Source organism: Thiocapsa imhoffii (assembly GCF_016583985.1).
Lineage (GTDB): Bacteria > Pseudomonadota > Gammaproteobacteria > Chromatiales > Chromatiaceae > Thiocapsa > Thiocapsa imhoffii.
The window spans coordinates 54805-78992 of record NZ_NRSD01000013.1 but is presented as its reverse complement, the minus strand read 5'-3'; the positions used below and the strand labels follow the sequence as shown (position 1 = coordinate 78992).

The window sequence follows — 24188 nt, the reverse complement described above, 5'->3', positions numbered from 1 at the left end:
GGGGCGGGCGTGCTCAGCGCTGCTCGAGCGGCACCCAGCTCAGATTCTCCGGACCCACATAGTTCGCGCTCGGGCGAATGATTTTGGCGTCGAGGCGTTGCTCGATGATATGGGCGACCCAGCCGGTGGTGCGCGAGATCACGAAGATCGGCGTGAAGTGCGCGATCGGCACGCCCATCTGCGCGTAGGATACGGCCGAGAACCAATCGAGGTTCGGGAACATCTTCTTGATGTCCCACATGACGGTCTCGAGACGGTCGGCGATCGCGTACATCCGCATGTCCCCATTGGACTCGGACAGACGCCGCGCGACCCGCTTGATGACCTCGTTGCGCGGATCACCAGTGGTGTAGACCGGGTGCCCGAAGCCGATGATGATCTCCTTGCGCCCGACCCGCTCACGGATGTCGGCCTCGGCCTCGTCGGCATTGGTGTAACGACTCTGGATCTCGCAGGCAGCCTCGTTCGCGCCACCATGCTTGGGCCCGCGCAATGCACCGATCGCCCCGGTGATGGCCGAATAGATGTCCGAGTTGGTGCCGGCGACCACGCGCGCGGCGAAGGTCGAGGCGTTGAACTCGTGCTCGGCATAGAGGATGAGCGAGGTGTGCATGGCACGCACCCATTCCTCGGACGGGGTCTCGCCATGCAGCAGATGCAGGAAGTGTCCACCGATCGAGTCGTCGTCGGTCTCCACCTCGATTCGCTTGCCGTTGTGGGCGAAGTGATGCCAGTAGAGCAGCATGGAGCCGAAGCTCGCGATCAGACGATCACCGATGGCGCGCGCGGCGGCGACCGGCATGCTGTCCTTCTCGGGTTCGAGGGTGCCGAGCACCGAGGCGCCGGTGCGCATCACGTCCATCGGGTGCGCCGAGGGAGGAAGCTGTTCGAGCGCGATCTTGAGCGCTGCCGGCAGGCCACGCAGACCCTTGAGCGTGCGCTTGTAGGCCGTGAGCTCGGCGCCGGTCGGCAGATGCCCGTGGATCAAAAGATGGGCGATTTCCTCGAATTCGGCCTGATCGGCGAAGTCGAGGATGTCGTAGCCTCGATAGTGCAGGTCGTTTCCGGTGCGCCCGACGGTGCAGACGGCGGTGTTACCCGCGGCGGTGCCGGACAAGGCAACGGACTTCTTTGGTTTCGGTAGCGTGCTCTCCTGGTGTTCGGCCATCGTTGTCTTCCCCTCAGTCGGTGTGATGCGGTTGTGATGGGGCGTGTCGCCCGCTTCCGGCTTTCTCTGCCTCAGCGCTCGGTGTCCGGCTCTGCGGCAGCGATAGCCAGGCTAGTGGCTGTTCTTAATCGGATTTGCCCTGCTCGAACAGCGCATCGAGCTTCTGCTCGAAGCCGTGATAGTTGAGGAAATCGTAGAGATCCATGCGGGTCTGCATGAGGTCGACCACGCCAGCCTGGGTGCCGTCACGACGGATCGCCTCATAGACCTTGAGCGCGGCCAGATTCATGGCGCGGAAGGCCGAGAGCGGATAGAGCACCAAGCCAACACCGACCGCTCCGAGCTCGGTGGTGGTGAAGTAGGGCGTCGCGCCGAACTCGGTGATGTTGGCCAGGACCGGGACCTTCACCGCGGCGACGAATTGCTCGTACTGCGCGAGCTCCGTCATGGCCTCGGGAAAGATCATGTCCGCGCCGGCCTCGACGCAGGCGATGGCGCGCTCGATCGCCGCGTCGATACCTTCGACCGCGAGGGCGTCGGTGCGGGCCATGATGACGAAATCGTCGGTGCGGGCATCCACCGCGGCCTTGATCCGATCGACCATCTCCTCTTTGGAGACAACCGCCTTGCCGGGGCGGTGGCCGCAGCGCTTGGCGGCGACCTGGTCCTCGATGTGACAACCGGCGGCGCCGGCGCGGTTCATCAGACGCACGGTGCGGGCGATGTTGAAGGCGCCGCCCCAGCCGGTGTCGGCATCGACCAGGAGGGGGAGGCTGGTGGCATCGGTGATGCGTCGCACGTCCTCCAGGACGTTATCTAGGCTGGTCATGCCGAGGTCTGGGATGCCGTAGGAGCAGGCCGCGACACCGCCCCCCGAGAGATAGAGTGCGCGGTAGCCGGTGCGCTCGGCCATCATGGCGTGATAGGCGTTCACGGCGCCGACAACCTGCAAGGGGTGTTCGTCCTCAACGGCGATCCGCAATCGGGCACCGGGTGTGCGTGGTTCGGTCATGTGAGTGATCTCCTAGCGAAAGTCAGAACCGGGTGTGCGCCGAACGCCGATGGTTCGACGCAGGGCATGGATGTCGATCGCGGCGCGATCTCGTTGCGTGCGGGGTATGGCATTGGATGTGGTTGGTGTCGCGGCCTGGCCTCAGCGCTGTAAGCGCCGCTCGATCGCGCGACGCGAGGTGCGAATATGGCGGCGCATCAGCCACTCAGCCAACTCCCCGTCGCGCTCGGCGATGGCGTCAGCAACCAGTTGATGCTCCTTCAGTGCCACGGCCGCCCGGTCGCTCTTCATCCCAAACTGACAGCGATACATGCGCGCGAGGTGATAGAGGTCGTTGCAGAGGATATCGATGAGCCGCTGGTTGCCACTGCCCTGAACGATCTGGAAATGGAAGTCCAGGTCGCCCTCTTGTTGGAAGTAGGTTTGCCAGTCGGTCCGCTCGACCTCACTGCGATGCTGAGACAAGAGTCGTTGCAGGTCCGCGATGGCATCCTCGGTCATGCGCTCGGCCGCGAGGCGTGCCGCCATGCCCTCGAGCGCTTCGCGGATCACGTAGATCTCAAGGAGTTGATCGTTCGATAGGCTGATGACGCGGGCGCCGAGATTCGGGCGTCGTTCCACGAGGTTGGTGGACTCGAGCCGGCGCAAGGCCTCACGTAAGGGGCCGCGACTGATGCCATAGCGTGCGGCCAGCACGGGTTCGCTGATCTTGCTACCGGGCGGGATCTCCCCCTGGACGATCGCCTGACGCACCTGATCAAAGACGCGATCGGCGATGGTCAGGGTTGCGGGTTTGAGTGATTCGGCAACGGCGACCATAGGATTATGTCGACAATAATTCGATCAATCACCTGACTATAGCCGTTGAGATCGGGATGTCAAGAGAAAGTGTCGACATATTTGGGGGGAGGTTTGGCCGTGACCTGATGGTCACGGCCACCGCGACCGCGGTTCGCCATCACAGAGGCTTGGCATATCCAATCGTGGTCAGCGCGGTCCGGATCTCCTCAAGGATGGCCGGGTCGTCGATCGTCGCCGGCATCCGGTAGTCCTTGCCGTCGGCGATCGATTTCATGGTGCCCCGTAGGATCTTGCCGGACCGGGTTTTCGGCAGTCGCTCGACGATGGCAACCGTCTTGAACGCGGCCACCGGCCCGATTTGATCGCGGACCAGGGCCACCAAGTCTTTGATGATGGAACCGTCGTCGCGCGACACGCCGGCTTTCAGAACCACGAGACCGACGGGTAATTCGCCCTTGAGTTGGTCATGGGCGCCGATCACCGCGCATTCGGCGACATCCGGATGAGACGCCAGCACTCCTTCCATGGCCCCGGTGGAGAGCCGGTGCCCGGCCACGTTGATGATGTCGTCGATCCGGCTCATCACGAAGACATAGCCATCCTCGTCAAGATAGCCGGCGTCACCAGTCAGATAATACCCAGGCTGGGCCGCAAGATAGGACTGCACGAAGCGCTCGTCATGACCCCAAAGCGTTACCAGACAGCCGGGCGGCAGTGGCAGCCGGATCATGATGCGCCCAATCTCCCCGGCTTTGACCGCGATGCCGTCCTCATCGAGGATCTCCACGCCATAGCCTGGAACCGGACGGGTCGGTGAGCCGGGTTTGATGGGGAGGGGTTCGATCCCGAGACAGTTCGCCGCGATCGCCCAACCGGTCTCGGTTTGCCACCAATGGTCGATGACCGGGAGGCCGAGGATCGTCTCGGCCCAGTTCAGGGTGTCGGGGTCACAGCGCTCGCCCGCGAGGAAAAGCGCGCGCAGGCTCCGGAGGTCGTAGCGGCCGAGATGCTCGGCACGGGGATCGTCCCGCTTGATGGCCCGAAACGCCGTCGGGGCGGTGAAGAGAACACTGACCTCGTGTTCGGCGATGACGCGCCAGAAGGCGCCAGCGTCCGGTGTGCCAACGGGTTTCCCCTCGTAGAGCAGGGTGGTGCAGCCTGTTAACAAGGGCGCGTAGACGATGTAGGAGTGTCCGACCACCCAGCCGACGTCCGAGGCGGCCCAGAAGACCTCGCCGGGTTTGACGTTGTAGACATTCTCCATGCTCCAGGCCATGGCCACGGCATGACCGCCGTGGTCGCGGACCACGCCCTTGGGTTGGCCGGTGGTGCCGGAGGTGTAGAGGATGTAGAGCGGGTCGGTGGCGGCAACCGAGAGACAGGGTGCCGGTGTGGCCTCTCTGAGTGCCTCGACCCAGCCCAGATCGCGCCCGGCGATCAGGCTTCCAGGTTCCTGCGGGCGCTGCAGGATGATGCAGTGTTCGGGCTGGTGCTCGGCGAGCTCGATCGCGGAGTCTAGGAGCGGTTTGTAGTGCACGACCCGGTTCGGTTCGATGCCGCAGGAACCGGCGATCATGACCTTGGGCTTGGCGTCATCGATCCGCGTGGCGAGTTCACGCGCCGAGAAGCCGCCGAAGACAACCGAGTGGATCGCACCGATGCGGGCGCAGCCGAGCATGGCGATCACCGCCTCGGGTACCATCGGCATATAGACGATAACCCGGTCGCCTTTGCTGACCCCGAGCGCTTGCAGTGCGCCGGCGCACCGGGCGACCTGATCCTGCAGTTCGCTGTAGGTGATTCGGGTCTTGGTGTCCGTCACGGGGCTGTCGTAGATGATGGCGGGCTGATCGCCTCGACCCGCTGCAACGTGACGATCGACGGCGTTGTAGCAGGTGTTGAGCATGCCGCCCGCGAACCAGCGGTAAAAGGGCGGGTTCGCATCGTCCAAGACCTTCTCCCAGGGTTGATCCCAATCGATCAACTCGGCGGCTTCAGCCCAGAAAGAGGCAGGATCCTGCATGGATCGTGCGTAGACGGTTTCATACCCCATGGTGCTGTCCTCGGTGGATGAGACACGGGCCCTCGCACGGATTTCGGAGGGCTTCTCGATATTTGTTGCGTTGCAACATTAGTGGGGTCGCGATGGATTTGCAATCCGTGCCAGCGTTGACCCCGGATGTCATGGTCTTCGGAGCGCACTGGGCTCAGGATGGACAACCGAGGACGCCCTTGATCCGAGCGGTGAGGCGTACAAGATCGTGCCGGCGCCGCTGCCTGCTGGGGGCTGGCGATTCGGTTCGGCCTTGCTGGGTCTCGTGGGTGTTGCAGATGCGCCGGCGGGGCACCGAAACGGTTGAACCGCCGGCGCAGGCAGGAGGCCCCAGGCCAGGGTTTGGTCTGACGTCCCATGCAAACGTCTCGGGCCACCCAGCCAGGTTTGAGATCCGCGGGTTCTGATCGCGCGCCAGGCTTGGCACGCGATGCGTCAAGGGGCACGGCCCGCTTTAGGTCCTGCGTCGTCTCAGCCCGCGAGCAGTGCGAAGCTCGCTTCAGCGGCATCCAGCGTGGCGGTGATCTCCTCCTCGCCATGCGCGGCCGAGACGAAACCGGCCTCGAACGCCGAGGGTGCAAGATAGACGCCGCGCTCCAGCATGGCGTGGAAGAAGGCCTTGAACTGGTCCTGATTGCAGTGAGTCGCTTGCTCATAATTGGTGACCTTCTCCTTGGTGAAGAAGAGTCCGAACATGCCACCGGCCTGATTGGTGCTCACAGGGATGCCGGCCGCATCGGCGCGTGCCTGTAAGCCGGTCAGGAGTTGTTCGGTGGTCTGACTCAGCCGCTCATAGAACCCGGGGGCGCTGATCAGTTCCAAGGTCTTGAGGCCGGCGGTCATGGCAATCGGATTACCGGACAGCGTACCGGCTTGATAAACAGGGCCGAGCGGTGAGATCCGCGACATGATCTCGCGCTTGCCACCGAAGGCGCCGACCGGCATCCCACCGCCGATCACCTTGCCGAGGGCAGTCAGGTCGGGGGTGATTCCAAACAGCTCTTGAGCACCGCCGCGCGCGACGCGGAAGCCCGTCATCACCTCATCGAAGATGAGCACCGCTCCGGACTGATCACACAGCTCGCGCAACCCCTCGAGAAACCCGGGCACGGGCGGAATGCAATTCATGTTGCCGGCAACGGGCTCGACGATGATGCAGGCGATCTCATCACCGATCTCGGCGAAGGTTTGGCGTACCTGCTCGAGATCGTTGTAGGTCAGGGTGATCGTCAGCTCGGCCAAGGCCGCGGGGACACCCGGGGAGCTGGGCTCACCCAGTGTCAGGGCGCCGGAGCCGGCCTTGACCAACAGGGAATCCACATGTCCGTGATAGCAGCCCTCGAATTTGATGACCTTGTCCCGTCCGGTGAAGCCGCGGGCGAGGCGCAGTGCGCTCATGGTGGCTTCCGTGCCGGAACTGACCATGCGCACCATGTCCATGCTGGGAACCAGCTCACAGACACGATCCGCCATGATGGTTTCCAACTCGGTCGGGGCGCCGAACGAGAGTCCTTTCTGCACCCGCTCCTGCACCGCGGCGATCACGTCGGGATGGGCGTGGCCGAGGATCATGGGGCCCCACGAGCCGACATAATCCACATAGCGCTTGCCATCGGCGTCGACGATATGGGCGCCGGCTGCGTGATCGAAGAAGATCGGATCGCCGCCAACCCCCCGGAACGCCCGCACGGGCGAGTTCACGCCGCCAGGAATGTGGCGCTGCGCGGCTTGAAAGAGATCATGGGATCGGCTCATCGAGGGGGTCTCCATCGGGAAAAAGTGAGGCATAGGCACGCGCCGCGGCGGCGAGATCCGGTTGCGCGAAGACGCCGGTCACGACCGCTAGCATGTGGGCGCCTGCCGCGATCAATCGCCCGCCATTTTGTGGCGTGATCCCGCCGATCGCAACCACCGGAATGCGCAGCGTTCGGGATGCCGAGGCGAGGAGTTCGGGTGCGGCACGCACGGCCCGCGGCTTGGTCGGCGAGGGGAAGACGCTGCCGAAGGCGACATAGCTGGCCCCATGGTATTGCGCGGCCTGGGCAAGGGCGAGGCTGGCGTAACAGGAGACACCGATGAGGGCGTCGGGTCCGAGACGCGCCCGGACGCTGGCGGGATCGGCATCGTCGCGACCGAGGTGCACCCCGTCGGCGCCAAGTTGCACCGCGAGTTCGACATCGTCATTGATGATCAAGGGGATTGCCGCGGCGCGGCAGACCTGCAGGAGCGCTGCGGCTTGTGCCGCGCGGCGTGCGACGTTCTCACCCTTGTTGCGATATTGCACCAGCCGGGCCCCGCCCCGGATCGCAGCCGCGACCTGTCGGGCCAGTTCCCGCGGATCCGTCTCCTGATCCGGGGTGATGAGATAGAGTCCGCGGTAACCCTTCATGCGTCGTGCACCAGCGCGTCCATGGCAAACAATCGGTTCGGTGTCAGTTGGCAGGAGCCGGTGCGCAAGGCATGGGTGAGGCTCTCCCAGGTATAGGCTTGCGCCTCGGCCACGGCGTCGAGCATGGTCATCCCGAGCGCGAGCCGGGCGGCAATGGCGCTGGCGAGCGTGCAACCCGAGCCGTGATAGGAACCCTGCAAGCGTGGCCACTCGAGACGCTGCTGGAGTCCCGAGGTGTTGAACAGCCAATTGTGCACGCTGCTGCTCTCGTCATGTGTTCCCGTGATCAAGACCCACCGCGCGCCACTGGCGAGCAGGGCGGCCGCGCAATCGTCTAGATCATGTGCATCGGTGAGCGAGCGGGCCTCGATGAGATTGGGCGTGACCAGGGTGCTGCGCCCGATCAGATTGGTCTTGAGCTGGTTCAGCATGGCGGCATCGACGACTTGCTGACCGGCCCCAGCGCCGAGGATGGGATCGAGGACGACCGGCAGACTCGGATGCTCGTCGATCAGCGCGTTGAGTACGCGCATGACCCGGGAGCTCCCCGCCATCCCGATCTTGATGGCTTTGGGCTGGCACTCCCGCAGGAGGGTGCGGCATTGGCTCTCGACCTGCTCGGCCGGCTGTGCGTGCACGCGCACCAGTTCGCAGGTGTTCTGTTCAGTCAGTGCGCTGACGACGGAGATAGGGTAGGCGCCCGCGGCGCGGACGGCCTCCGAGTCGGCGATGATCCCGGCACCACCGCTTGGATCGTGTCCACCGATGCAGAGCACGATGGGGCGGTCAACGATCGAGTTCATGTCGATTCGGTTCCTCCCGCGGGTCAGGGTGGATTGGTTGAGTCGGTTGTTTCCGCTGCGCGCGCCAGCACACGCGGACGTCTGGGTTGCAGCCCTCGGAAGTCTATTTAAGCATACGACAAAGCGGGCCTGGGCCGCTCAGGCCCGTGCGCCCGACCGCGATTGAGATCCATCCTGCGTGCTGAGCACGGGAAAGCCGTTCAGAGCCAGCGGACAGCGTTCACGCGTGGGTGTGCGCCCATGCAAGCGACTCTGCTGCAATGCGGTTGGCATTCACGAACGCATCTCAAGGAGCGTTCCGCAAGGTGCATCCGCGGCCTCGATGTCTCGAGGACGCCCGCTCAGGATGAGCGCGATGGTTGAAAACCGATGAATTCGCCCGATTTGGTGTGGGATTCCGTCCCCAGGTCGAGCGTTGACGATCCTTCATCGCGGCGTTGGTCTAGCGGGATCCGTTGTCTCTCATGGAGTTGCTCGATGAAGACCTATATTTGTGTGATCTGTGGGTTGATCTACGACGAATCGCAAGGTTGGCCTGACGATGGCATTCCGCCCGGGACGCGGTGGGAGGATGTGCCACTCAACTGGAAATGCCCGGAATGTGGCGCGGGGAAGGATGATTTCGACATGGTGGAAGTCTGATCCCCATTGATCGGATGCCGTGGCCGCACGCCTGGGGTGGGGTCAGCCAAATCCTATCGCACGCCCTCGCGTCTGCTGATTTCTCGTCTACACTCAGACGCATGGACGTGAAACAGGACTGCTGCTTGGGCCATTCGCCCGCGCTTGAGGTCGCAGCGCTCGCACAGCGCTATTGCGAACTGATCGAAGGCGCGGCGGCCACACATTTCGGCTGGCTGCGCGCGGTCGCCCGCATCCTGCCCCGACTGCATGCGGCGATCCACTCGGTCGAGCCCTCCCGACGCGCTCTGCTGCAAGGGCACCGCGCCGATCTCGACGAACGCTTCGAACTCTACTCGCGTCTGCGCGCGCTGCTTGCCGATCGCGACGCCTATTGGCTCGAATTCGACCAAGTCAGTGATGACGCGATGGAGATGACCGGCAGTCTCGCCGATGACCTCACCGATATCTACTGCGAATTACAGGCCGGGCTGGTGCTCTATGGGTGGAGTCCCGAATCCGCGCTCGCGACCTGGTCTCGCGGTTTCGAGTGGCATTGGGGCCGGCATCTGATCGACGCGGAACGACATCTTGCCCTGCTTGCGTCACAGGGACGGCTCGACCCTTGAATCCGCTTGGATTTGCTATCATCCCTTTCTTTCGGCGCTGTGTTCTGGCAACGCACTCGGCAGTGCTGTCGGGACATTGATGGCGGAGCCTTTGCGCAACGTGTGGCTGGATCCGCACGTGACGTTGCGTCTCGGCCATTGCGAGATCTGATTGTCACGAATCGGGCGGCAGGTCAGAATCTCAACACAGCCGCCGACCTAGGATCGGCCCAAATTCCACTCCCGGTGTCGACTCGAGGTCCGTTAACGCGATTCCCGGGTCGCACCTCGAGTTGTCGATGAATCAATCCATGGCAATTTTGTTTGCGAGGTTTTCGAGATGTCCGCAGTGTTGAATGAATCCGAACTCACGCTCACCGCAACGGCCCAAGAGAAGATGTCCGACCTCTTCCAGCAAGTCGAGAGCCACATCCAGGGCGTCCGAGTCTTTGCGACGCCGGGTGGCTGTAGCGGCATCAGTTTTGGGATGACCTTCACCGATGCCATCAATGACGATGATGGTGTGCTGGCATTCGACGGCTTCAAGGTCGTGATCGACGACGGGACCCTACCGTATTTGCGCGGTGTCGAGATCGATTTCGTCGACCAAGGCGACGGGAATGCAACCTTTGTCTTCAATAATCTCCCGCAGGTCGGTGGCGGTTGTGGGTCCTGCGGCTCCAAGTCCGGAGGCGAGTCCGGTGGCGGATGCTCTTAATCAGGACTGCCGCCCGTTAGGGCGAGTTGCTTGGGAGCATCATGGTTAGGAAGCGCATCTGAGACGCGGTTGGAGCTGAGTTCAGTATGGTCAGGGTTGGAATCGTTGGTGGAACGGGATATACGGGTGCGGAATTGTTGCGCATCCTCGCGTGCCACCCTGAAGCGTCGCTTGCCGTGATCACCTCACGCACCGATGCGGGGATGCCGGTCGCTGAGATGTTTCCGCATCTTCGAGGGCGCGTGGATCTGACCTTTAGTCCGCCCGACACGCCGGCCCTGTCCGAGTGCGACCTCGTGTTCTTCGCAACACCAAACGGCACCGCGATGGAGGCGGTTCCCGGCCTGCTCACCCGGGGCGTGCGGGTGATCGATCTCGCGGCTGATTTCCGGCTGAAGGATCCAGATCTCTGGCAAACCTGGTACGGTTTGCCACATGCCTGCCCGGAACTGCTCGAGGAAGCTGTCTATGGCTTGCCTGAACTCCATCGCGAGGCGATCCGCGCGGCTCGCTTGGTGGCCAATCCCGGATGCTATCCGACGGCGGTCACGCTCGGCTTCAAGCCCTTATTGGCAGAGGGGGTGATCGATCCGGGCTGGTTGATTGCCGATGTGAAATCAGGTGTCAGTGGGGCGGGACGTAAGGCCACGACCGGGCTTTTGATGGCCGAGGTGGGCGAGAGCTTCAAGGCCTACAGCGTAATGGGCCACCGTCACGCACCGGAGATCGAGCAAAATCTCTCGACCTATGCCGAGGCTCCACTACGCCTGACCTTTGTGCCGCACCTGCTCCCGATGATCCGTGGAATCGAAGCGACGCTCTACGCGCGTCTTCAGCGTCGTGATGTCGAGCTCGATGAGCTCTATCGACGCCACTATGCGAATGAGCCCTTTGTCGACCCCATGCCGGGCGGCTCTCATCCTGATACTCGCTCCGTGCGGGGCGCCAACCTCTGCCGGCTCACGGCGGTCTCTCCACGCAACAGCGATGTCGTGATCGTCCAATCGGTGATCGATAATCTTGTCAAGGGAGCGGCTGGGCAAGCTGTCCAAAACATGAACCTGATGTTCGGCCTGGAAGAGCGGCTCGGCCTCGACGCGCTGGCGCTCCTCCCCTGATGTGTGCACGGGATCGCGCGCGTGCCGTACCGGTATCACGGACGTGATCCGTGCCGGCACGCACTGATGCCATGAGCATTGCGTCACGCCGTCTTGCCTTTCAGTTGCTGGCGGCGGGCGCCCTGCTCGCCGCCTTGGCCGCGGCCTTTTGGGGCGGGTTTGAACTGGGTCGCCAGCAGACCTCGGCGCTGCTTGAGCCGCGCTTTTCGATCCTCGCGGCTGAACATGATTCGGCCCTGACGGCATTGGCGAGTCTCCAGGACGAACTCGCCGTGCAACGGCGCGAGCGTGTCATCTTGGAACGGAACGTCCAGATCGATCGAGAAGCCGCGCGGGTCCTGACGGGGCAGCTGCGCCAGTCACAGGATGCGCAACTCGTTCTCAACAGAGAGATCTCCTATCTGCGGCGCTTGGTCCAGGATGGCGGTCGCGGCGGATTGCGCGCGCATGATCTGCAACTCAGCGTCGAGGCCCCGAACCAGCGCGTCCAGTATCGCTTCACGGTCTCACAACTGATTCCAGGGGCCAGCCCCGCGCGGGGGCATGTCAGCTTTACAGTCGAGGGGCGAGACGCGGATGGGACCGTTAGCCGTCTCGCGCTTCATGAGTTGCCCGCGGCGGATCCGGAAACCCTGTCGGTCGAACTGGAGCATCTGCAAAATCTCTCGGGAACCTTCGCACTCCCCTTGGATTTCGAACCGAGCGGGATCGTCATCCTGGTTGAGCCTGAGCAAGCGGACCTGATTCCGACCTCTGAATTCTTTCCCTGGGTGCTCATGACCGAGGGGGCCGCGCGCAACGCCGAGACCGGAGCCGTCGCGCCGCAGGATTCCTGACCCACGAGGATCCAGCGAGGCGAATCATCCCGGTCGGTTCTCCCCGCGGTTCGGTGTCCTTCGTTTCCTCGTCTCCGTGCCAACACGTAGTAGAATGACCAGCCGAACCCTTCCTGCTGTTTCATCCTCGACTGTTTGAGTCTTGTTTCATGACGCCACTGATCAATGACACCTTCCTCCGCGCCGTGCTGCGTGAACCTGTCGACTACACACCCGTCTGGATGATGCGCCAAGCGGGTCGTTATCTGCCGGAATATCGTGCCACGCGTGCGAAGGCAGGTAGCTTCATGGATCTGTGCAAGAACCCAGAGTTGGCGTGCGAGGTCACCTTGCAGCCGCTGGAGCGGTTTCCACTCGATGCGGCGATCCTCTTTTCGGACATCCTGACGGTACCGGATGCGATGGGCTTGGGGCTCTATTTCGCCGAGGGTGAGGGTCCGCACTTCGAGCGTCCCGTGCGCACGCAAGCGGATGTCGAGCGCATTGCCGTGCCGGATCCAGAGCTCGAACTCGGCTATGTCATGGAAGCGGTCGCCGTGATTCGCAATGCGCTCGCCGGGCGGGTGCCCTTGATTGGTTTCTCCGGAAGCCCCTGGACGCTCGCAACCTATATGGTTGAGGGTGGAGGGGCGAAGAACTTCTCTCATGTGAAGGGCATGATGTTCGACCGGCCCGATCTGCTGCATGCCTTGCTGGCCAAGACGGCGGATGCCGTGACGGCCTACCTGAATGCGCAGATCGCCCGCGGTGCCCAGGCAACCATGATTTTCGACACCTGGGGCGGAGCGCTGGCGCCGGCCAATTATCGCGAATTTTCGTTGGCTTACATGCAGCGCGTCGTTGCGGGCCTCACGCGCGAGGCGGAGGGGCGCACCGTCCCAGTCATCCTCTTCACGAAGAATGGTGGGCAGTGGCTCCATCACATGGCCGACACGGGTTGTGATGGCCTCGGCGTGGATTGGACCACCGACCTTGCCGATGCACGACGCCTTGTCGGCGATCGTGTCTCGTTACAGGGGAACCTCGACCCCTGCGCCCTCTACGCCTCGCCGGAGCGAATCCGAGAAGAGGTTGCACGGGTGCTCGCCAGTTATGGCAAGGGTCCAGGGCACGTCTTCAATCTTGGCCATGGGATCACGCCGGACGTCAACCCAGAGCACGCCGGTGCCATGGTTGCCGCCGTCCACGAGCTGAGTCGACCCTATCACGTCTGAGAGGCGTGCGTTCCGGCGGGTGTTCGGGACGCACAAGCCCCCGCCTGATCTGCTCAGACAGGCGGTCTTCGCGCAGGGCAGCTCCAGGGATGGGTGCGGTGTGGCTGAACCCGCGGGATCCGTTCCTGAGCGCGACCGCCGCGGTGTGCGACTGTCGCTCGCCTCTTGTTCAAACCGCCTTGGCTAAGGGGATGATGTTCTCTTCTGGGTGCGTCAGCGGATGGTCGTCCTGGGTCCGGGTGTCCTCGTAGCCGGTCAGTAACTCGCGGGTGAAGGCCTCTTCATCAATGCGAGCACCAAGATGGGCCGCAATGCTCCGCAGATCCGTCTCTCCATTCCCGAGACAACTGGTACCGCCTGGCGAGGGCGTCATGTTGAAGATCAACCCGGCATTGTTGGTGATCTTGGCTTCACCCATGCGCAGTTGGCCGGCCTCCTTGTCGATCAATTGGGGCCGTAAACCACCAAAACCTTCGGCATAGGTGATATCAGATGCCTTGATCGAGGGCACGATCTTCTGGATCTCACGGACAAACAGACGTCGGTTCAGGACAGGCACCTCGTAGAGCAGGTTCCTGAGGATGTAATGACGGATGTCACGCTCCTTGAGCATCCCCCAAAAGGTTGCCGCGACCTGGCGGTCGAAACGCAGAACTTGAAAGAACTCACGGACGGTCTGGCGATTGTGGCGTTCCAGCATGGGCAGCATGAACGCAGTGGGTCCAAAGCGTGTTTTCCCGCGTTCCTTGATATCGTGATCGCCGTGCACGGCGGCGAACGGGAGGCTCGGGTTCTGAACCGTATAGACCTTACCGTTCAGTGCCTCTGGTGCGAAATAGAAGGAGCCGGCAACCGGCATGCAGGAGTATTCCAACCCGATCCCCATCTCCTGAGCCATCAGGAGCGAGTGACCGCCAGCACAGACCACCACGGCTCGGGCCTTCAAGCGGCCGCGGTTGGTCTCCAGCGCATACTCGGCCCCCTCGCGCTGGATCGTCTCAACCTTGGTGGAGAACAACTGCGTGATCTGCTTGTTCGTGTGGCGGTCAATGCGCACGCAGTTCGATGAGAACGACTGGGCCAAGGCCTGGAAATCAACGGCGCAGTAGTCGTCGGGCGTGCCCGTGGCGACGATCTCCTGCTTGCGCCACGTCCCATCAACCAGCGCGACGTTGGGTTCGAGATCAGCGATGTCCTGACGCTCCAACAACTGCATGCGCGGATAGAGTGATTTGAAGCGAACGTAGCGGTCGCGAATCGCGCGGCACTCTTCGGGGCCGACGCCCAACACCATCTTGGGCATGCGATGAATGATACGGTCGCGCTCCCGGGCCGGTAATTTCGTTGCGTAGTTGATGATCATGTAGGCCGTGCGCTTAATGGCACGCGCCTTTTCGAGCGTGTAGTTGGTCTCGATATCCCCGCAGTGAATCGTCTGGCTATTGTTGTGCGCGTGCGAGTTGACCTTCGCGACGCTATCGTACTTTTCGACGAGGCAGAGGCGCGTGAGATCAGTGAACGTTGCCAGTTGGTAGAGGAGCGCCGTGCCGGTCACGCCGGCTCCGACGATCAAGACGTCGTAGTGAGTGGTTGCGGTCATGATTCGATGGTCCTGACAAGCGGCGCGGTCGCCGAACACCGGTTAGGGGCGTCGCGCGACGTGCGCGGCGGTTTTGTGCGGTGCAACAATAACGACACGTTAGCCGATGTTGTGTCAGGAAAGAATGCTGCGAAATGGATTTATAGTATTGAGTAAAACAATCGGGAATTCGTTGGTATCCGATTCGGATGCGGCTGAACTCACTGGTTGTGCCCGAACGAGCGCAATGCGTCGCGGTGTCTTGGCGCAGTGGTTCGAGGTTGGCGCGATCCGCGCGAGCCGGCATGGGGTCTGCTGGTTGAGTCCCGCGTCAGGCCGACTGATTGGCGGCGGCGAGTCGATCGAGACGCAGTCGTTGACGCTCGTCGAAGAGGCGTCGTGAACCGATCCAAACGGCAGCCATGGAGCCGAGTCCAGTCCCCGAGGCGATCAGAAACATGATGAGGAGTTGGTACTTCGCAGCCTCCATCGGTGGGCTGCCGGCCAGGATTTGACCGGTCATCATCCCGGGTAGACTCACCAGTCCGGCGGTCGCCATGGCGTTGATGATGGGGATCAGGCCGGAACGCAGGGCGTCTCGGCGCACGCTGGTGATGGCTTGATCCCAGGTCTGTCCCGCGAGCAGTCGCGCCTCGATCACTCCTCGGGCGTCCCATGCTTGACGCGTGAGACTGTCGAGAGCGATGGCGATGCCACTCATGGTATTGCCGAGCAGCATGCCGAGGAGGGGAATCAAATACTGCGGCTGATACCAGGGCTCGACCCCGATGATGACGGTCAAGGCCAGTAAGGTGACCGTGAAAGCCGAGAGAAACATCGAGAGGGTGCCGATGCCGTACCCCCAGACGCCACGATAGCGGCGCGTTTGACGCTGCATCACCTCGTATCCGGCGACCGCAAGCATCACCAGTGCCATCAGCGCAATCAGCGGCAGGCTCGTCTGGGCAAAGAGGATCTTGAGGATCAGTCCGACCAGCACGAGTTGAATGGTGCTGCGGGCCGCGGCGATCAGGAGGCGGCGCTCGACCCCGAGATGGAGTCGCCAGGAGACGCCCGCGAGCAGCAACACGAGGATGGCGGCAAGAGCGAGATCGAATGGGCTCAGGATGATGAGGGTCATGCAACCGGCTCAAGACGTGCGTTGCGAATGGCGAGGGCACGTCCACCGAGCCGCGCGCGCTGCAGCGGGTCATGGCTGACCCACAGGATCGCCACCTGCTGCTGCTGGCGATAGTGGGTGACGAGCGACTCCACCCGCGCCCCGTTGCCGGGATCGAGGTTCGCGGTGGGCTCATCGAGCAGGAGTGCCGTGGGCATCTGCGCCAGCAGACGCACCAGTGCCAAGCGTTGGCGCTCGCCGCTCGAGAGACGTGCAATGGACCACCCCAGCACATCCGGCTCGAAGCCGATCCGCGCCAGCCAATCGATGATCTGGCTCGGCGTCGCGCTGGCCGGTTCCGGTTCATGTGCCGTCCCGGTCGCGCTCTGACGCGGGCGACTCCGGCGCGTGAAGGCGGCGAGGTGCTTGAGGACGCGGCCAATGGGTTGGCCCGCCGGTGGTGACGCGCGCGTGTTCGACCCCAGACTTAGCGGATGCTGACTGGCGTGTTCCATCAGCGGCAGATGCGCGCCGACCTCCTCAGCCCACCAGCAGGTTTCGGCCGGGAGAAGACCCACGCGGCGGCGCCAGAGCGCGGGGGGCATGCGTGAACGTGGCGTGTCGCCGAGCCAGACCTCGCCGGTGTGGGGGTCGAGATCGGCGATCGCGCGGAGCAACTGGCTTTTCCCCGAGCCAGAGGCCCCACTCAAAAAGAGTAGGGCACCGGCCTCGATCAGCAGATCGAGTGGTTCGAGTAACCGCGAGTGCAGGCGATCGAGTCTCAGCGCCGCCACGGCAGTGTCTTCATGCGCGCCGTTGAAAGATCAGGTCGTTGACCCGGTGGCCGAGACGCTCGCCGCGTTGCTCAAAGCGAGTGGGCGGTCGTGATGGGGGGCGTGGGGAAAAGCAGCCCGGGCCAGCAGGATTCGAGAAGAATTCGGAAGACTGACTCAAGAGCGCCAGCATCTGTTCGGCATAGGGTTCCCAATCGGTTGCGGCATGGAAGAGACCGCCAGGACGCAGCGCCCGCGCGATCAGCTCGATCGATTCAGGGTTGAGGATGCGACGCTTCTGGTGCCGGCGTTTCGGCCAGGGGTCCGGAAAGAAGAGTTGAACGCCGGCCAAGCTCGCGGGTGCGATGCCCTGCGACAAGACTTCGATCGCATCGTGCCGAATCACCCGCACATTGCTCAGTTCGCGCCGTTCGAGTTCGAGCAGCAGATGACCCACACCGGGCCCGTGGACCTCGATCCCAAGCCAATTCCGTTCAGGATCCTGAGCGGCCATGGTCGCGAGCGATTCGCCATTGCCGAATCCGATCTCCAGCACGACTGGGTGCGCATTGCCGAAGAGACTCGCCAGATCGAGCACCGCGCCGGGCGCCCAGTCCACGCCATACTGAGGCCACAGGCGCTGGCAGGCGCGGTTTTGAGCCGGGGTCAGTCGCCCTTGCCGCAGGACAAAACTGCGTATCGGGCGACGCGTGCGCAGGTGTGGCAAGGGGTTCATGCAGTTTGATCCAAGTCTAGGCCGCGCGCTGGGGGTGGGATGTGCAGCGCTCGTAACCGCCGTCTCGAGTTCCCCTGACGGTTCCAGGTCGGTGCGTGTCGCGTCAAGTTCCAAGCAGTCGGTGGTTCAGAAAAAGAGCCCCTCGATGGGCGAGGAGGCCGAGGCGAAGCGTTTCGGTGCCATGCGACCGGCCCGATAGGCCTCGCGCCCAGCCTCGACGGCCTTACGCATCGCGCTCGCCATCAAGACGGGATCGCGCGCGGCGGCGATCGCCGTGTTCATCAACACACCATCGCATCCCAGTTCCATGGCGACTGCCGCATCCGAGGCGGTGCCCACGCCCGCATCAACCAGGATCGGAACGCGCGCATTCTCGACGATGGTACGAATGTTGAGCGGATTGCGGATGCCCAGCCCAGAGCCGATGGGGGCGGCGAGCGGCATGACGGCGATACAGCCGATCTCCTCGAGCTGACGCGCCACGATCGGGTCGTCGTTGGTGTAAACCATGACCTGGAAGCCGTCCTTCACCAACTCCTCGGCCGCCTTGAGGGTGGCGAGAACATCGGGAAAGAGCGTCTTCTCATCACCGAGAACCTCGAGCTTCACCAGTGAGCGGCCATCGAGCAACTCGCGCGCCAAACGACAGGTGCGCACAGCGGACTCGGCATCGTAGCAGCCGGCGGTGTTGGGGAGGATGGTGTAACGATCGGGCGACAGGACATCAAGGATGTTGGGTTCGCCGGGTGTTTGCCCGAGATTGGTGCGACGCACGGCGACGGTGACGATCTGCGCCCCGCTCGCTTCGATGGCGCGCGCGGTTTCATCCATGTCTCGGTACTTTCCGGTACCGACGAGGAGTCGGGAGTGATAGTCCCGGCCGGCGATGGAGAAGGTGTCGGGGGTTTGCATCTCGTTGGGCATGGCATGTCTTCGGTTGGTGGCGGGTCGGATGAACGCGCGGCTTCGCTCAGGGCGCGAACCCTTCCGATCGAGTCTCGCGTCCGGGGGATCGGTCGCCTGGTGGCGCCGGTTGCCGAGACGGTCGGGCCGCGTGGTGACGCGGCCGTGTCCGCCGGGGTCAGCCGCCGCCGACGGCGTGGATGATTTCCACCCGATCGTCAGGCGCTAGGCGATGCTGGTCGAAACGACTGCGTGGCACCAGTTCGGTGTTGACCTCGATGGCGAGACGACGGTTTCCGAGATCGAGCGCATGGATCAGCTCGGCCAGGGTCACGGCGTCGGCAACGTCGGTTGGGGTTCCATTCAAATGGATCTTCATCGTTAATTCAGTAGGACTCTGTCCGCTCATGGTCAGGGCCGCGCCGCGCGTCAGTCAGCGCACATGATTGGCATCCTGGCCGAGCATTTCCGGCGTGACCAGTGTCACTCCGCCTTCGCTAACGAAATAGCCGGCACGCCGGTCGGCATCCTGATCCAGTCCGATGACCGTGCCTTCGTCGATTTGACAATAGCGGTCGATCACGGCATTACGGATGGTGCAATTGCGCCCGATCAGGACATCCGGAAGGATGACGGAATCTTGCACGGAGGTATAGGAGTTGATGCGCACGTTCGAGAAGAGGAGCGAGTGGCGAACGGTGGCCCCGGAGATGATGCAGCCGCCAGAGACCAATGAGTCCACGGCCATGCCGCGACGATCCTCGTCGTCGAAGACGAACTTCGCGGGTGGGAGCTGTTCCTGGTAGGTCCAGATCGGCCAGCTCTTGTCATAGAGGCTCAGCGGTGGTGTCACGCCGATCAGTTCAAGGTTGGCTTCCCAAAAGGCGTCCAGGGTGCCGACGTCACGCCAGTAGGCCTGTTCGCCGCTGCGTGGATCCCGAAACCGGTGGGCCATGACCCGATAATTGGCGATCACCGAGGGAATGATGTCCTTGCCGAAATCATGCGAGGAGCGTGGCGTGTCAGCATCCTTGATCAGTTGCTCGAACAGAAAACCACGGTTGAAGACATAAATGCCCATCGAGACCAGACTGCGACCCGGGGTCTCGGGGATGGATTCGGGTTCTCGTGGTTTCTCGGTGAATGCGGTCACTCGTCCCTGTGTATTGATCGTCATCACGCCGAATTCACGTGCGCGCTCGCTCTCCATCTCGAGGCAGCCGACGGTCATGTCGGCCGAGGATTCGACGTGATGCGCGATCATGGCGCCATAGTCCATCTTATAGATGTGATCGCCGGCCAGGACCAGGATGTAGTCGGGGTCGTGGTCGCGAATGATGTCGAGGTTTTGGAACACGGCGTCGGCGGTTCCCGCGTACCACGCGGTTTCGGCAACCCGCTGTTGCGCGGGCCAGAGTTCGACGAATTCGCCGAATTCGCCGCGCAGGAATCCCCAGCCCTTCTGAATATGCAGGATGAGTGAATGTGCCTTGTACTGCGTCAGGACGCCGATGCGGCGGATACCGGAATTGATGCAGTTTGACAGCGGGAAATCGATGATCCGGAACTTGCCGCCGAATGGGACGGCTGGTTTCGAGCGCCACGCCGTGAGGTGCATCAAACGCGACCCGCGCCCGCCCGCCAGGATCAGCGCGAGGGTGTTGCGAGTCAGTCGGCTGACGAATCTGGGGTTGTTCTGGGACATGGATCCTCCTGCGCGGGGTTGCCGCACGGCCGAGTCAAGGCGAGTTTGAGGCTGGTCGCGGGTCCTGTCGGCGATCGCCTCTATGGTACCATCAAGCGCGAGCGGAAGGCTGGAGGCGCATCGTCTCCGGCATGTTCGCCCGGCCGCCCGCCTCGACCTCCCGAGACCAGGCTTGTGCACTGGTCCGATCGGCTTGGAGCCCCGCTCCGAGTTGGGGTTCCAGCGACAACGCCGACACCAGGCGACCTCTTGAGCCGACAGCGAAGGACAGATCCAGCATGGCAATCGCGACACAGCAGTCTCCGCAGATTCCGGAATCCTTGCACCGTATCCTCGAAGCCCGACACCATGACCCGTTCGAGGTCCTCGGCCGGCATCTCGATGGTGAGCGAGCACTGATCCGGGTGTACTTGCCGCATGCGGAGTCCGTCATGCTCGTCGATGTGGCCGAACCCTTCGTGCGCATCGATGGCAGCGATTTCTTCGTCTGGGAGGGGCGCGCCGAGCAATTGCCCGAGCGCTACGAACTGGACTGGGTGGATGAGCTGGGAACACATCACGTTCATCATGACCCCTACTGCTTTCCGCCGCAACTCCAAGACTTCGACTTGCATCTGTTCGGCGAGGGGCGGCACTGGCATGCCTATCGCTTTCTGGGTTCGCACCTCGTTGACGTCGATGGGGTCGCCGGTGTCCGCTTTGCGGTGTGGGCGCCGAGCGCCGAGCGGGTGAGCGTGGTCGGCGATTTCAATCGCTGGGATGGCCGTGTGCATCCCATGCGCGTGCGTGGTGGCACCGGGGTCTGGGAACTCTTCATTCCGGCACTGAGTTCGGGTGGCTTCTATAAATACGAGATTCGTGACCGCAGTGGTCACATTCACATCAAGATCGACCCATACGCCAAGGCCTTCCAAGAGCGCCCGCTCACAGCGGGCCTCATCTGCTCCGAGAGTCGCTTCGACTGGACGGACCAGGCGTGGATGGCGGCGCGCGCGGAAGCGGATTGGCAACACGCCCCCTTTTCGGTCTACGAGGTGCATTTGGGCTCGTGGCAACGCAGCGAGGAGGGCCACTTCCTCAACTATCGTGATTTGGCCAAGCGGCTTGCCGATTATGTCCTGGAACTGGGTTTCACTCATATCGAACTCTTGCCGATCACCGAACACCCGCTCGACGCCTCCTGGGGCTATCAGTGCACCGGCTACTTTGCGCCGTCCGCGCGCTTCGGCTCGCCCGATGATTTCCGCTTCTTCGTCAACTATCTTCACGAACGCGGGATCGGCATCCTCCTCGACTGGGTGCCGGCGCACTTCCCGAAAGATGCCTATGCGTTGGCGCGCTTCGACGGCACCGCGCTCTACGAACATGAGGATCCGCGCAAGGGTGAGCACAAGGATTGGGGCACCCTGATCTTCAACTTCGGACGCAATGAGGTGAAGAACTTCCTGCTGTCGAGCGCGCTCTACTGGCTCGACGAGTTCCACCTCGACGGACTCCGTGTCGACGCCGTGGCCTCCATGCTCTATCTCGATTACTCGCGCAACGCGGGGGAATGGATTCCGAACAAATACGGTGGCAACGAGAACCTCGAAGCCGTTGATTTCATTCGCCAGCTCAATATGGTGACCCACGAGCAGCACCCTGGCAGCTTGATGATTGCCGAGGAATCGACCGCCTGGCCCGCCGTCTCGCGACCAACCTATCTGGGCGGTCTCGGGTTTAGCATGAAATGGAATATGGGCTGGATGCACGACACCCTCTCATACATGCAGAAGGATCCGATCTATCGTCACTACCATCACGACCTCCTGACATTCGGTCTGCTCTACGCGTTCACCGAAAATTTCGTGTTGCCCTTCTCACATGACGAAGTGGTGCATGGCAAGCAGTCGATGCTCGACAAGATGCCGGGTGATGCCTGGCAAAAGTTCGCGAGTCTCCGCCTGCTCTACACCTTCATGTTCAGTTACCCGGGCAAGAAGCTGTTGTTCCAGGGCTGCGAATTCGCGCACGGGACGGAATGGGATTTCGATGCACAGATGGACTGGGATCTGCTCGAGCGGCCTCAGCACGAGGGGGTGCGGCGGATCGTCGCTGACCTCAATCGGCTCTACCGCGAGCAGCCGGCACTGCATGAGATCGACTTCAAACCGGACGGCTTCGAGTGGATCGATTGTCACGACAGTTCGCAATCCATCCTCAGCTATCTGCGCAAGGACCAGAGCGGTGAGCAGATCGTGGCCGCCGTTTTCAACTTCACGCCCGTGCCCCGCACGAGTTATCGGATCGGCGTCCCGGAGCCCGGTTTCTATCGCGAGGCGCTGAACTCGGATGCCGCGCTCTACGGCGGGAGCAATGTGGGCAATCAGGGTGGGGTCGAAGCGGAACCGGTGAGTTGGATGGGCCGTCCCTACTCGATTCGGCTCGCGGTTCCACCGCTTGCGGGCCTCGTCCTGGTGCGCGAGCCCGCGCGCGAGGCGACGACGGAGGATCTTGAGGAAGATGGCGTCGAGGTTGAGGAGGCGCTTCTGGCCGCCACGGACCAGACGCCCTTGAGCAGGACGACGGCAGCTTGAAAACGATACGCGACATGGACATCTGGGTCGATGCGGATGCCTGTCCCAACGTGGTGAAGGACATCCTGTTTCGCGCGTCCCAGCGCGCTGGCGTGCGGGTCACCTTGGTCGCGAATCGTCCGCTGCAGACGCCGCCCTCGCCGCTGATCCGCACCATCCAGGTCGCGGCTGGGTTCGATCGCGCGGACCAGATGATCCTTGAGCGATTGCAGCCCGGTGACCTGGTGATCACGGCGGACATCCCACTGGCGTCCGAAGCGCTCGAGTTGGGGGCGGAAGTGTTGAGCCCCCGTGGCGAGCGCTTCACGCGCGAGACGATCCGCGAACGTCTCACGATGCGCGATTTTCTCGATACACTGCGCGGGAGCGGAATCGACACCGGCGGCCCACCGCCCTACGGACAACGTGAACGACAAGCCTTCGCCAATGCCCTCGACGGACTCCTCGCCCGGGCGAAGGTGACGGCGTCCTGAGCGGATGCTCCGCGTGTCTCGAATCTTTCTTGGAGGAACCGCCGAATGCTGGTACTCATTCTCGGCCTGATCCTGTTTCTCGGGATGCACTCGATCTCGATCGTCAAGGTGTCGTTGCGTGACGATCTTGTGGCCCGTTTTGGAGAGTGGCCCTGGAAGGCCATCTATGGACTCGTGTCACTGCTGGGCTTCGCCCTGATCGTTTACGGCTACGGACTGGCCCGTGCGACGCCGATCCTGCTCTATGATCCGCCGGCCTGGTTACGTCACCTCAATCTTCTATTGATGCTGCCCGTGTTCACGCTCTTGCTGGCGACCTATCTACCGGGGCGGATTCAGTCCGCGGCGAAGCATCCCATGCTCCTAGCGGTGAAGCTGTGGGCAACGGCGCATTTGCTGGCGAATGGAACGCTGGCGGATGTCGTACTCTTTGGATCCTTTCTGGCCTGGGCGGTGGCTGATCGGATCTCGCTGAAACGACGCTCCGGACCCACTGTTCCGGGCGCGCCGGCGAGTCCCATCAACGACGCCATCGCGATCATTGGCGGACTCTTCCTCTACCTGCTGTTCATGTTCTGGCTGCATCGCGTTCTCATGGGGGTCCCACCCATCGGGTGATCAACCATCGAGGAGCGTGAAGCTCACGAAGGTTGCGATCAGACCGGCGGTGAGGAGGCAGCCTGGGCTGGGGCAGATGAGCATCAGGAGTGAGGCGCCCGCCCAGACATAGAGCGCACGCGTCCGTCGGGCGCGATGACTGGGGCTGGATCGGCGGTGCTTGAAGGCTTCATAGTCCGGTCGTCCCTGACAGAGCCAATCCAAGGCACGGCGAGGCCAGGTCAGCAAGATTCTGAGCCGCGTGCTCATGCGTCGGGGTCATGTAAGGGGCGCCCATGACGAGGGCTGCGCCATGGATCAGGAGCCGTCGTGCTGGGGATCGGGTGCTGGCATCGCATGGTCGGTCCAGTATCGTGACGGCGTG

24 protein-coding genes are annotated in these 24188 nt (G+C 62.8%); 9 read left to right on the top strand and 15 right to left on the bottom strand.

The genetic code is table 11. The features are described from left to right. Positions 1-13: 13 nt before the first annotated feature. From prpC to thiD, 7 genes are all read right to left on the bottom strand, one after another. The gene (gene prpC / locus CKO25_RS13005) at positions 14-1168 is read right to left on the bottom strand and encodes a bifunctional 2-methylcitrate synthase/citrate synthase (protein ID WP_200388370.1); all 1155 of its coding nucleotides are present in this window, start codon (positions 1166-1168) and stop codon (positions 14-16) included. 124 nt (positions 1169-1292) lie between these two features. Beyond that, on the bottom strand, positions 1293-2180 hold the full coding sequence (prpB, locus tag CKO25_RS13000; RefSeq protein ID WP_200388369.1) for a methylisocitrate lyase: 888 nt from the start codon (positions 2178-2180) through the stop codon (positions 1293-1295). 141 nt (positions 2181-2321) lie between these two features. Beyond that, positions 2322-2999 (bottom strand): GntR family transcriptional regulator, encoded by a 678-nt coding sequence (locus CKO25_RS12995; RefSeq protein ID WP_200388368.1) that lies wholly within the window; start codon positions 2997-2999, stop codon positions 2322-2324. A gap of 139 nt (positions 3000-3138) precedes the next feature. Beyond that, a complete protein-coding gene (locus CKO25_RS12990) occupies positions 3139-5076 on the bottom strand; it encodes an acetate--CoA ligase (protein WP_200388410.1) in 1938 nt (645 codons plus the stop codon). A gap of 429 nt (positions 5077-5505) precedes the next feature. After that, the gene (gene hemL, locus CKO25_RS12985) at positions 5506-6789 is read right to left on the bottom strand and encodes a glutamate-1-semialdehyde 2,1-aminomutase (protein WP_200388367.1); all 1284 of its coding nucleotides are present in this window, start codon (positions 6787-6789) and stop codon (positions 5506-5508) included. Next, positions 6773-7423 (bottom strand): thiamine phosphate synthase, encoded by a 651-nt coding sequence (gene thiE, locus CKO25_RS12980; protein ID WP_200388366.1) that lies wholly within the window; start codon positions 7421-7423, stop codon positions 6773-6775. Before thiE ends, hemL begins: the two co-directional genes overlap by 17 nt. Next, positions 7420-8226 carry a bifunctional hydroxymethylpyrimidine kinase/phosphomethylpyrimidine kinase gene (gene thiD, locus CKO25_RS12975; RefSeq protein ID WP_200388365.1) on the bottom strand — a complete coding sequence of 269 codons (807 nt, stop codon included), beginning with the start codon at positions 8224-8226 and terminating at the stop codon, positions 7420-7422. Before thiD ends, thiE begins: the two co-directional genes overlap by 4 nt. A gap of 477 nt (positions 8227-8703) precedes the next feature. Here thiD and CKO25_RS12970 point away from each other — a divergent pair, with 477 nt between their 5' ends. The 6 genes from CKO25_RS12970 to hemE all read left to right on the top strand — a co-directional run bounded on the left by CKO25_RS12970 (position 8704) and on the right by hemE (position 13341). After that, entirely contained in the window at positions 8704-8868 is a 165-nt protein-coding gene (locus tag CKO25_RS12970; protein WP_200388364.1) for a rubredoxin, read from the top strand. A gap of 125 nt (positions 8869-8993) precedes the next feature. Continuing rightward, positions 8994-9476, top strand: a complete 483-nt coding sequence (locus CKO25_RS12965; RefSeq protein WP_242467599.1) for a DUF5063 domain-containing protein — start codon at positions 8994-8996, stop codon at positions 9474-9476. A 319-nt stretch (positions 9477-9795) separates the two neighbouring features. Continuing rightward, positions 9796-10173, top strand: coding sequence for a HesB/IscA family protein (locus tag CKO25_RS12960; RefSeq protein ID WP_200388362.1), 378 nt, complete (start codon positions 9796-9798; stop codon positions 10171-10173). An 86-nt stretch (positions 10174-10259) separates the two neighbouring features. Next, positions 10260-11291 carry an N-acetyl-gamma-glutamyl-phosphate reductase gene (argC, locus tag CKO25_RS12955; RefSeq protein ID WP_200388361.1) on the top strand — a complete coding sequence of 344 codons (1032 nt, stop codon included), beginning with the start codon at positions 10260-10262 and terminating at the stop codon, positions 11289-11291. Between the two features lie 50 nt (positions 11292-11341). Continuing rightward, positions 11342-12127: a DUF6776 family protein gene (locus CKO25_RS12950; protein WP_200388360.1), complete on the top strand. Its 786-nt coding sequence runs from the start codon at positions 11342-11344 to the stop codon at positions 12125-12127. A gap of 149 nt (positions 12128-12276) precedes the next feature. After that, positions 12277-13341: a uroporphyrinogen decarboxylase gene (hemE, locus tag CKO25_RS12945; RefSeq protein WP_200388359.1), complete on the top strand. Its 1065-nt coding sequence runs from the start codon at positions 12277-12279 to the stop codon at positions 13339-13341. Positions 13342-13510: 169 nt separating this feature from the next. Here hemE and CKO25_RS12940 read toward each other — a convergent pair whose 3' ends face one another. The 7 genes from CKO25_RS12940 to glgC form a co-directional block, all read right to left on the bottom strand. Further along, a complete protein-coding gene (locus CKO25_RS12940) occupies positions 13511-14941 on the bottom strand; it encodes an FAD-dependent oxidoreductase (protein ID WP_200388358.1) in 1431 nt (476 codons plus the stop codon). A gap of 310 nt (positions 14942-15251) precedes the next feature. Beyond that, the gene (locus tag CKO25_RS12935; RefSeq protein WP_200388357.1) at positions 15252-16061 is read right to left on the bottom strand and encodes an ABC transporter permease; all 810 of its coding nucleotides are present in this window, start codon (positions 16059-16061) and stop codon (positions 15252-15254) included. Further along, positions 16058-16834 carry an ATP-binding cassette domain-containing protein gene (locus tag CKO25_RS12930; protein ID WP_200388356.1) on the bottom strand — a complete coding sequence of 259 codons (777 nt, stop codon included), beginning with the start codon at positions 16832-16834 and terminating at the stop codon, positions 16058-16060. Before CKO25_RS12930 ends, CKO25_RS12935 begins: the two co-directional genes overlap by 4 nt. A gap of 10 nt (positions 16835-16844) precedes the next feature. Further along, positions 16845-17549, bottom strand: coding sequence for a tRNA (guanosine(46)-N7)-methyltransferase TrmB (gene trmB, locus CKO25_RS12925; protein ID WP_200388355.1), 705 nt, complete (start codon positions 17547-17549; stop codon positions 16845-16847). A gap of 126 nt (positions 17550-17675) precedes the next feature. Further along, on the bottom strand, positions 17676-18473 hold the full coding sequence (locus tag CKO25_RS12920; protein WP_200388354.1) for a thiazole synthase: 798 nt from the start codon (positions 18471-18473) through the stop codon (positions 17676-17678). Between the two features lie 157 nt (positions 18474-18630). Continuing rightward, complete coding sequence (gene thiS, locus CKO25_RS12915; RefSeq protein WP_200388353.1) at positions 18631-18831, bottom strand: sulfur carrier protein ThiS; 201 nt, start codon at positions 18829-18831, stop codon at positions 18631-18633. 54 nt (positions 18832-18885) lie between these two features. Continuing rightward, positions 18886-20157 (bottom strand): glucose-1-phosphate adenylyltransferase, encoded by a 1272-nt coding sequence (gene glgC, locus CKO25_RS12910; RefSeq protein WP_200388352.1) that lies wholly within the window; start codon positions 20155-20157, stop codon positions 18886-18888. Between the two features lie 278 nt (positions 20158-20435). On the opposite strand from glgC, the gene glgB reads away from it, so the two are divergent. From glgB to CKO25_RS12895, 3 genes are read left to right on the top strand one after another with little or no spacing between them, the layout of a single operon-like run. Next, positions 20436-22733 (top strand): 1,4-alpha-glucan branching protein GlgB, encoded by a 2298-nt coding sequence (gene glgB / locus CKO25_RS12905; protein WP_200388351.1) that lies wholly within the window; start codon positions 20436-20438, stop codon positions 22731-22733. A 14-nt stretch (positions 22734-22747) separates the two neighbouring features. Next, positions 22748-23206 (top strand): YaiI/YqxD family protein, encoded by a 459-nt coding sequence (locus tag CKO25_RS12900; protein ID WP_200388350.1) that lies wholly within the window; start codon positions 22748-22750, stop codon positions 23204-23206. Positions 23207-23251: 45 nt separating this feature from the next. Beyond that, positions 23252-23824 carry an NnrU family protein gene (locus CKO25_RS12895; protein ID WP_200388349.1) on the top strand — a complete coding sequence of 191 codons (573 nt, stop codon included), beginning with the start codon at positions 23252-23254 and terminating at the stop codon, positions 23822-23824. On the opposite strand, the gene CKO25_RS12890 is transcribed toward CKO25_RS12895, so the two are convergent. Further along, positions 23825-24073, bottom strand: coding sequence for a hypothetical protein (locus tag CKO25_RS12890; protein WP_200388348.1), 249 nt, complete (start codon positions 24071-24073; stop codon positions 23825-23827). It abuts the gene before it with no gap. Positions 24074-24188 lie beyond the last annotated feature (115 nt).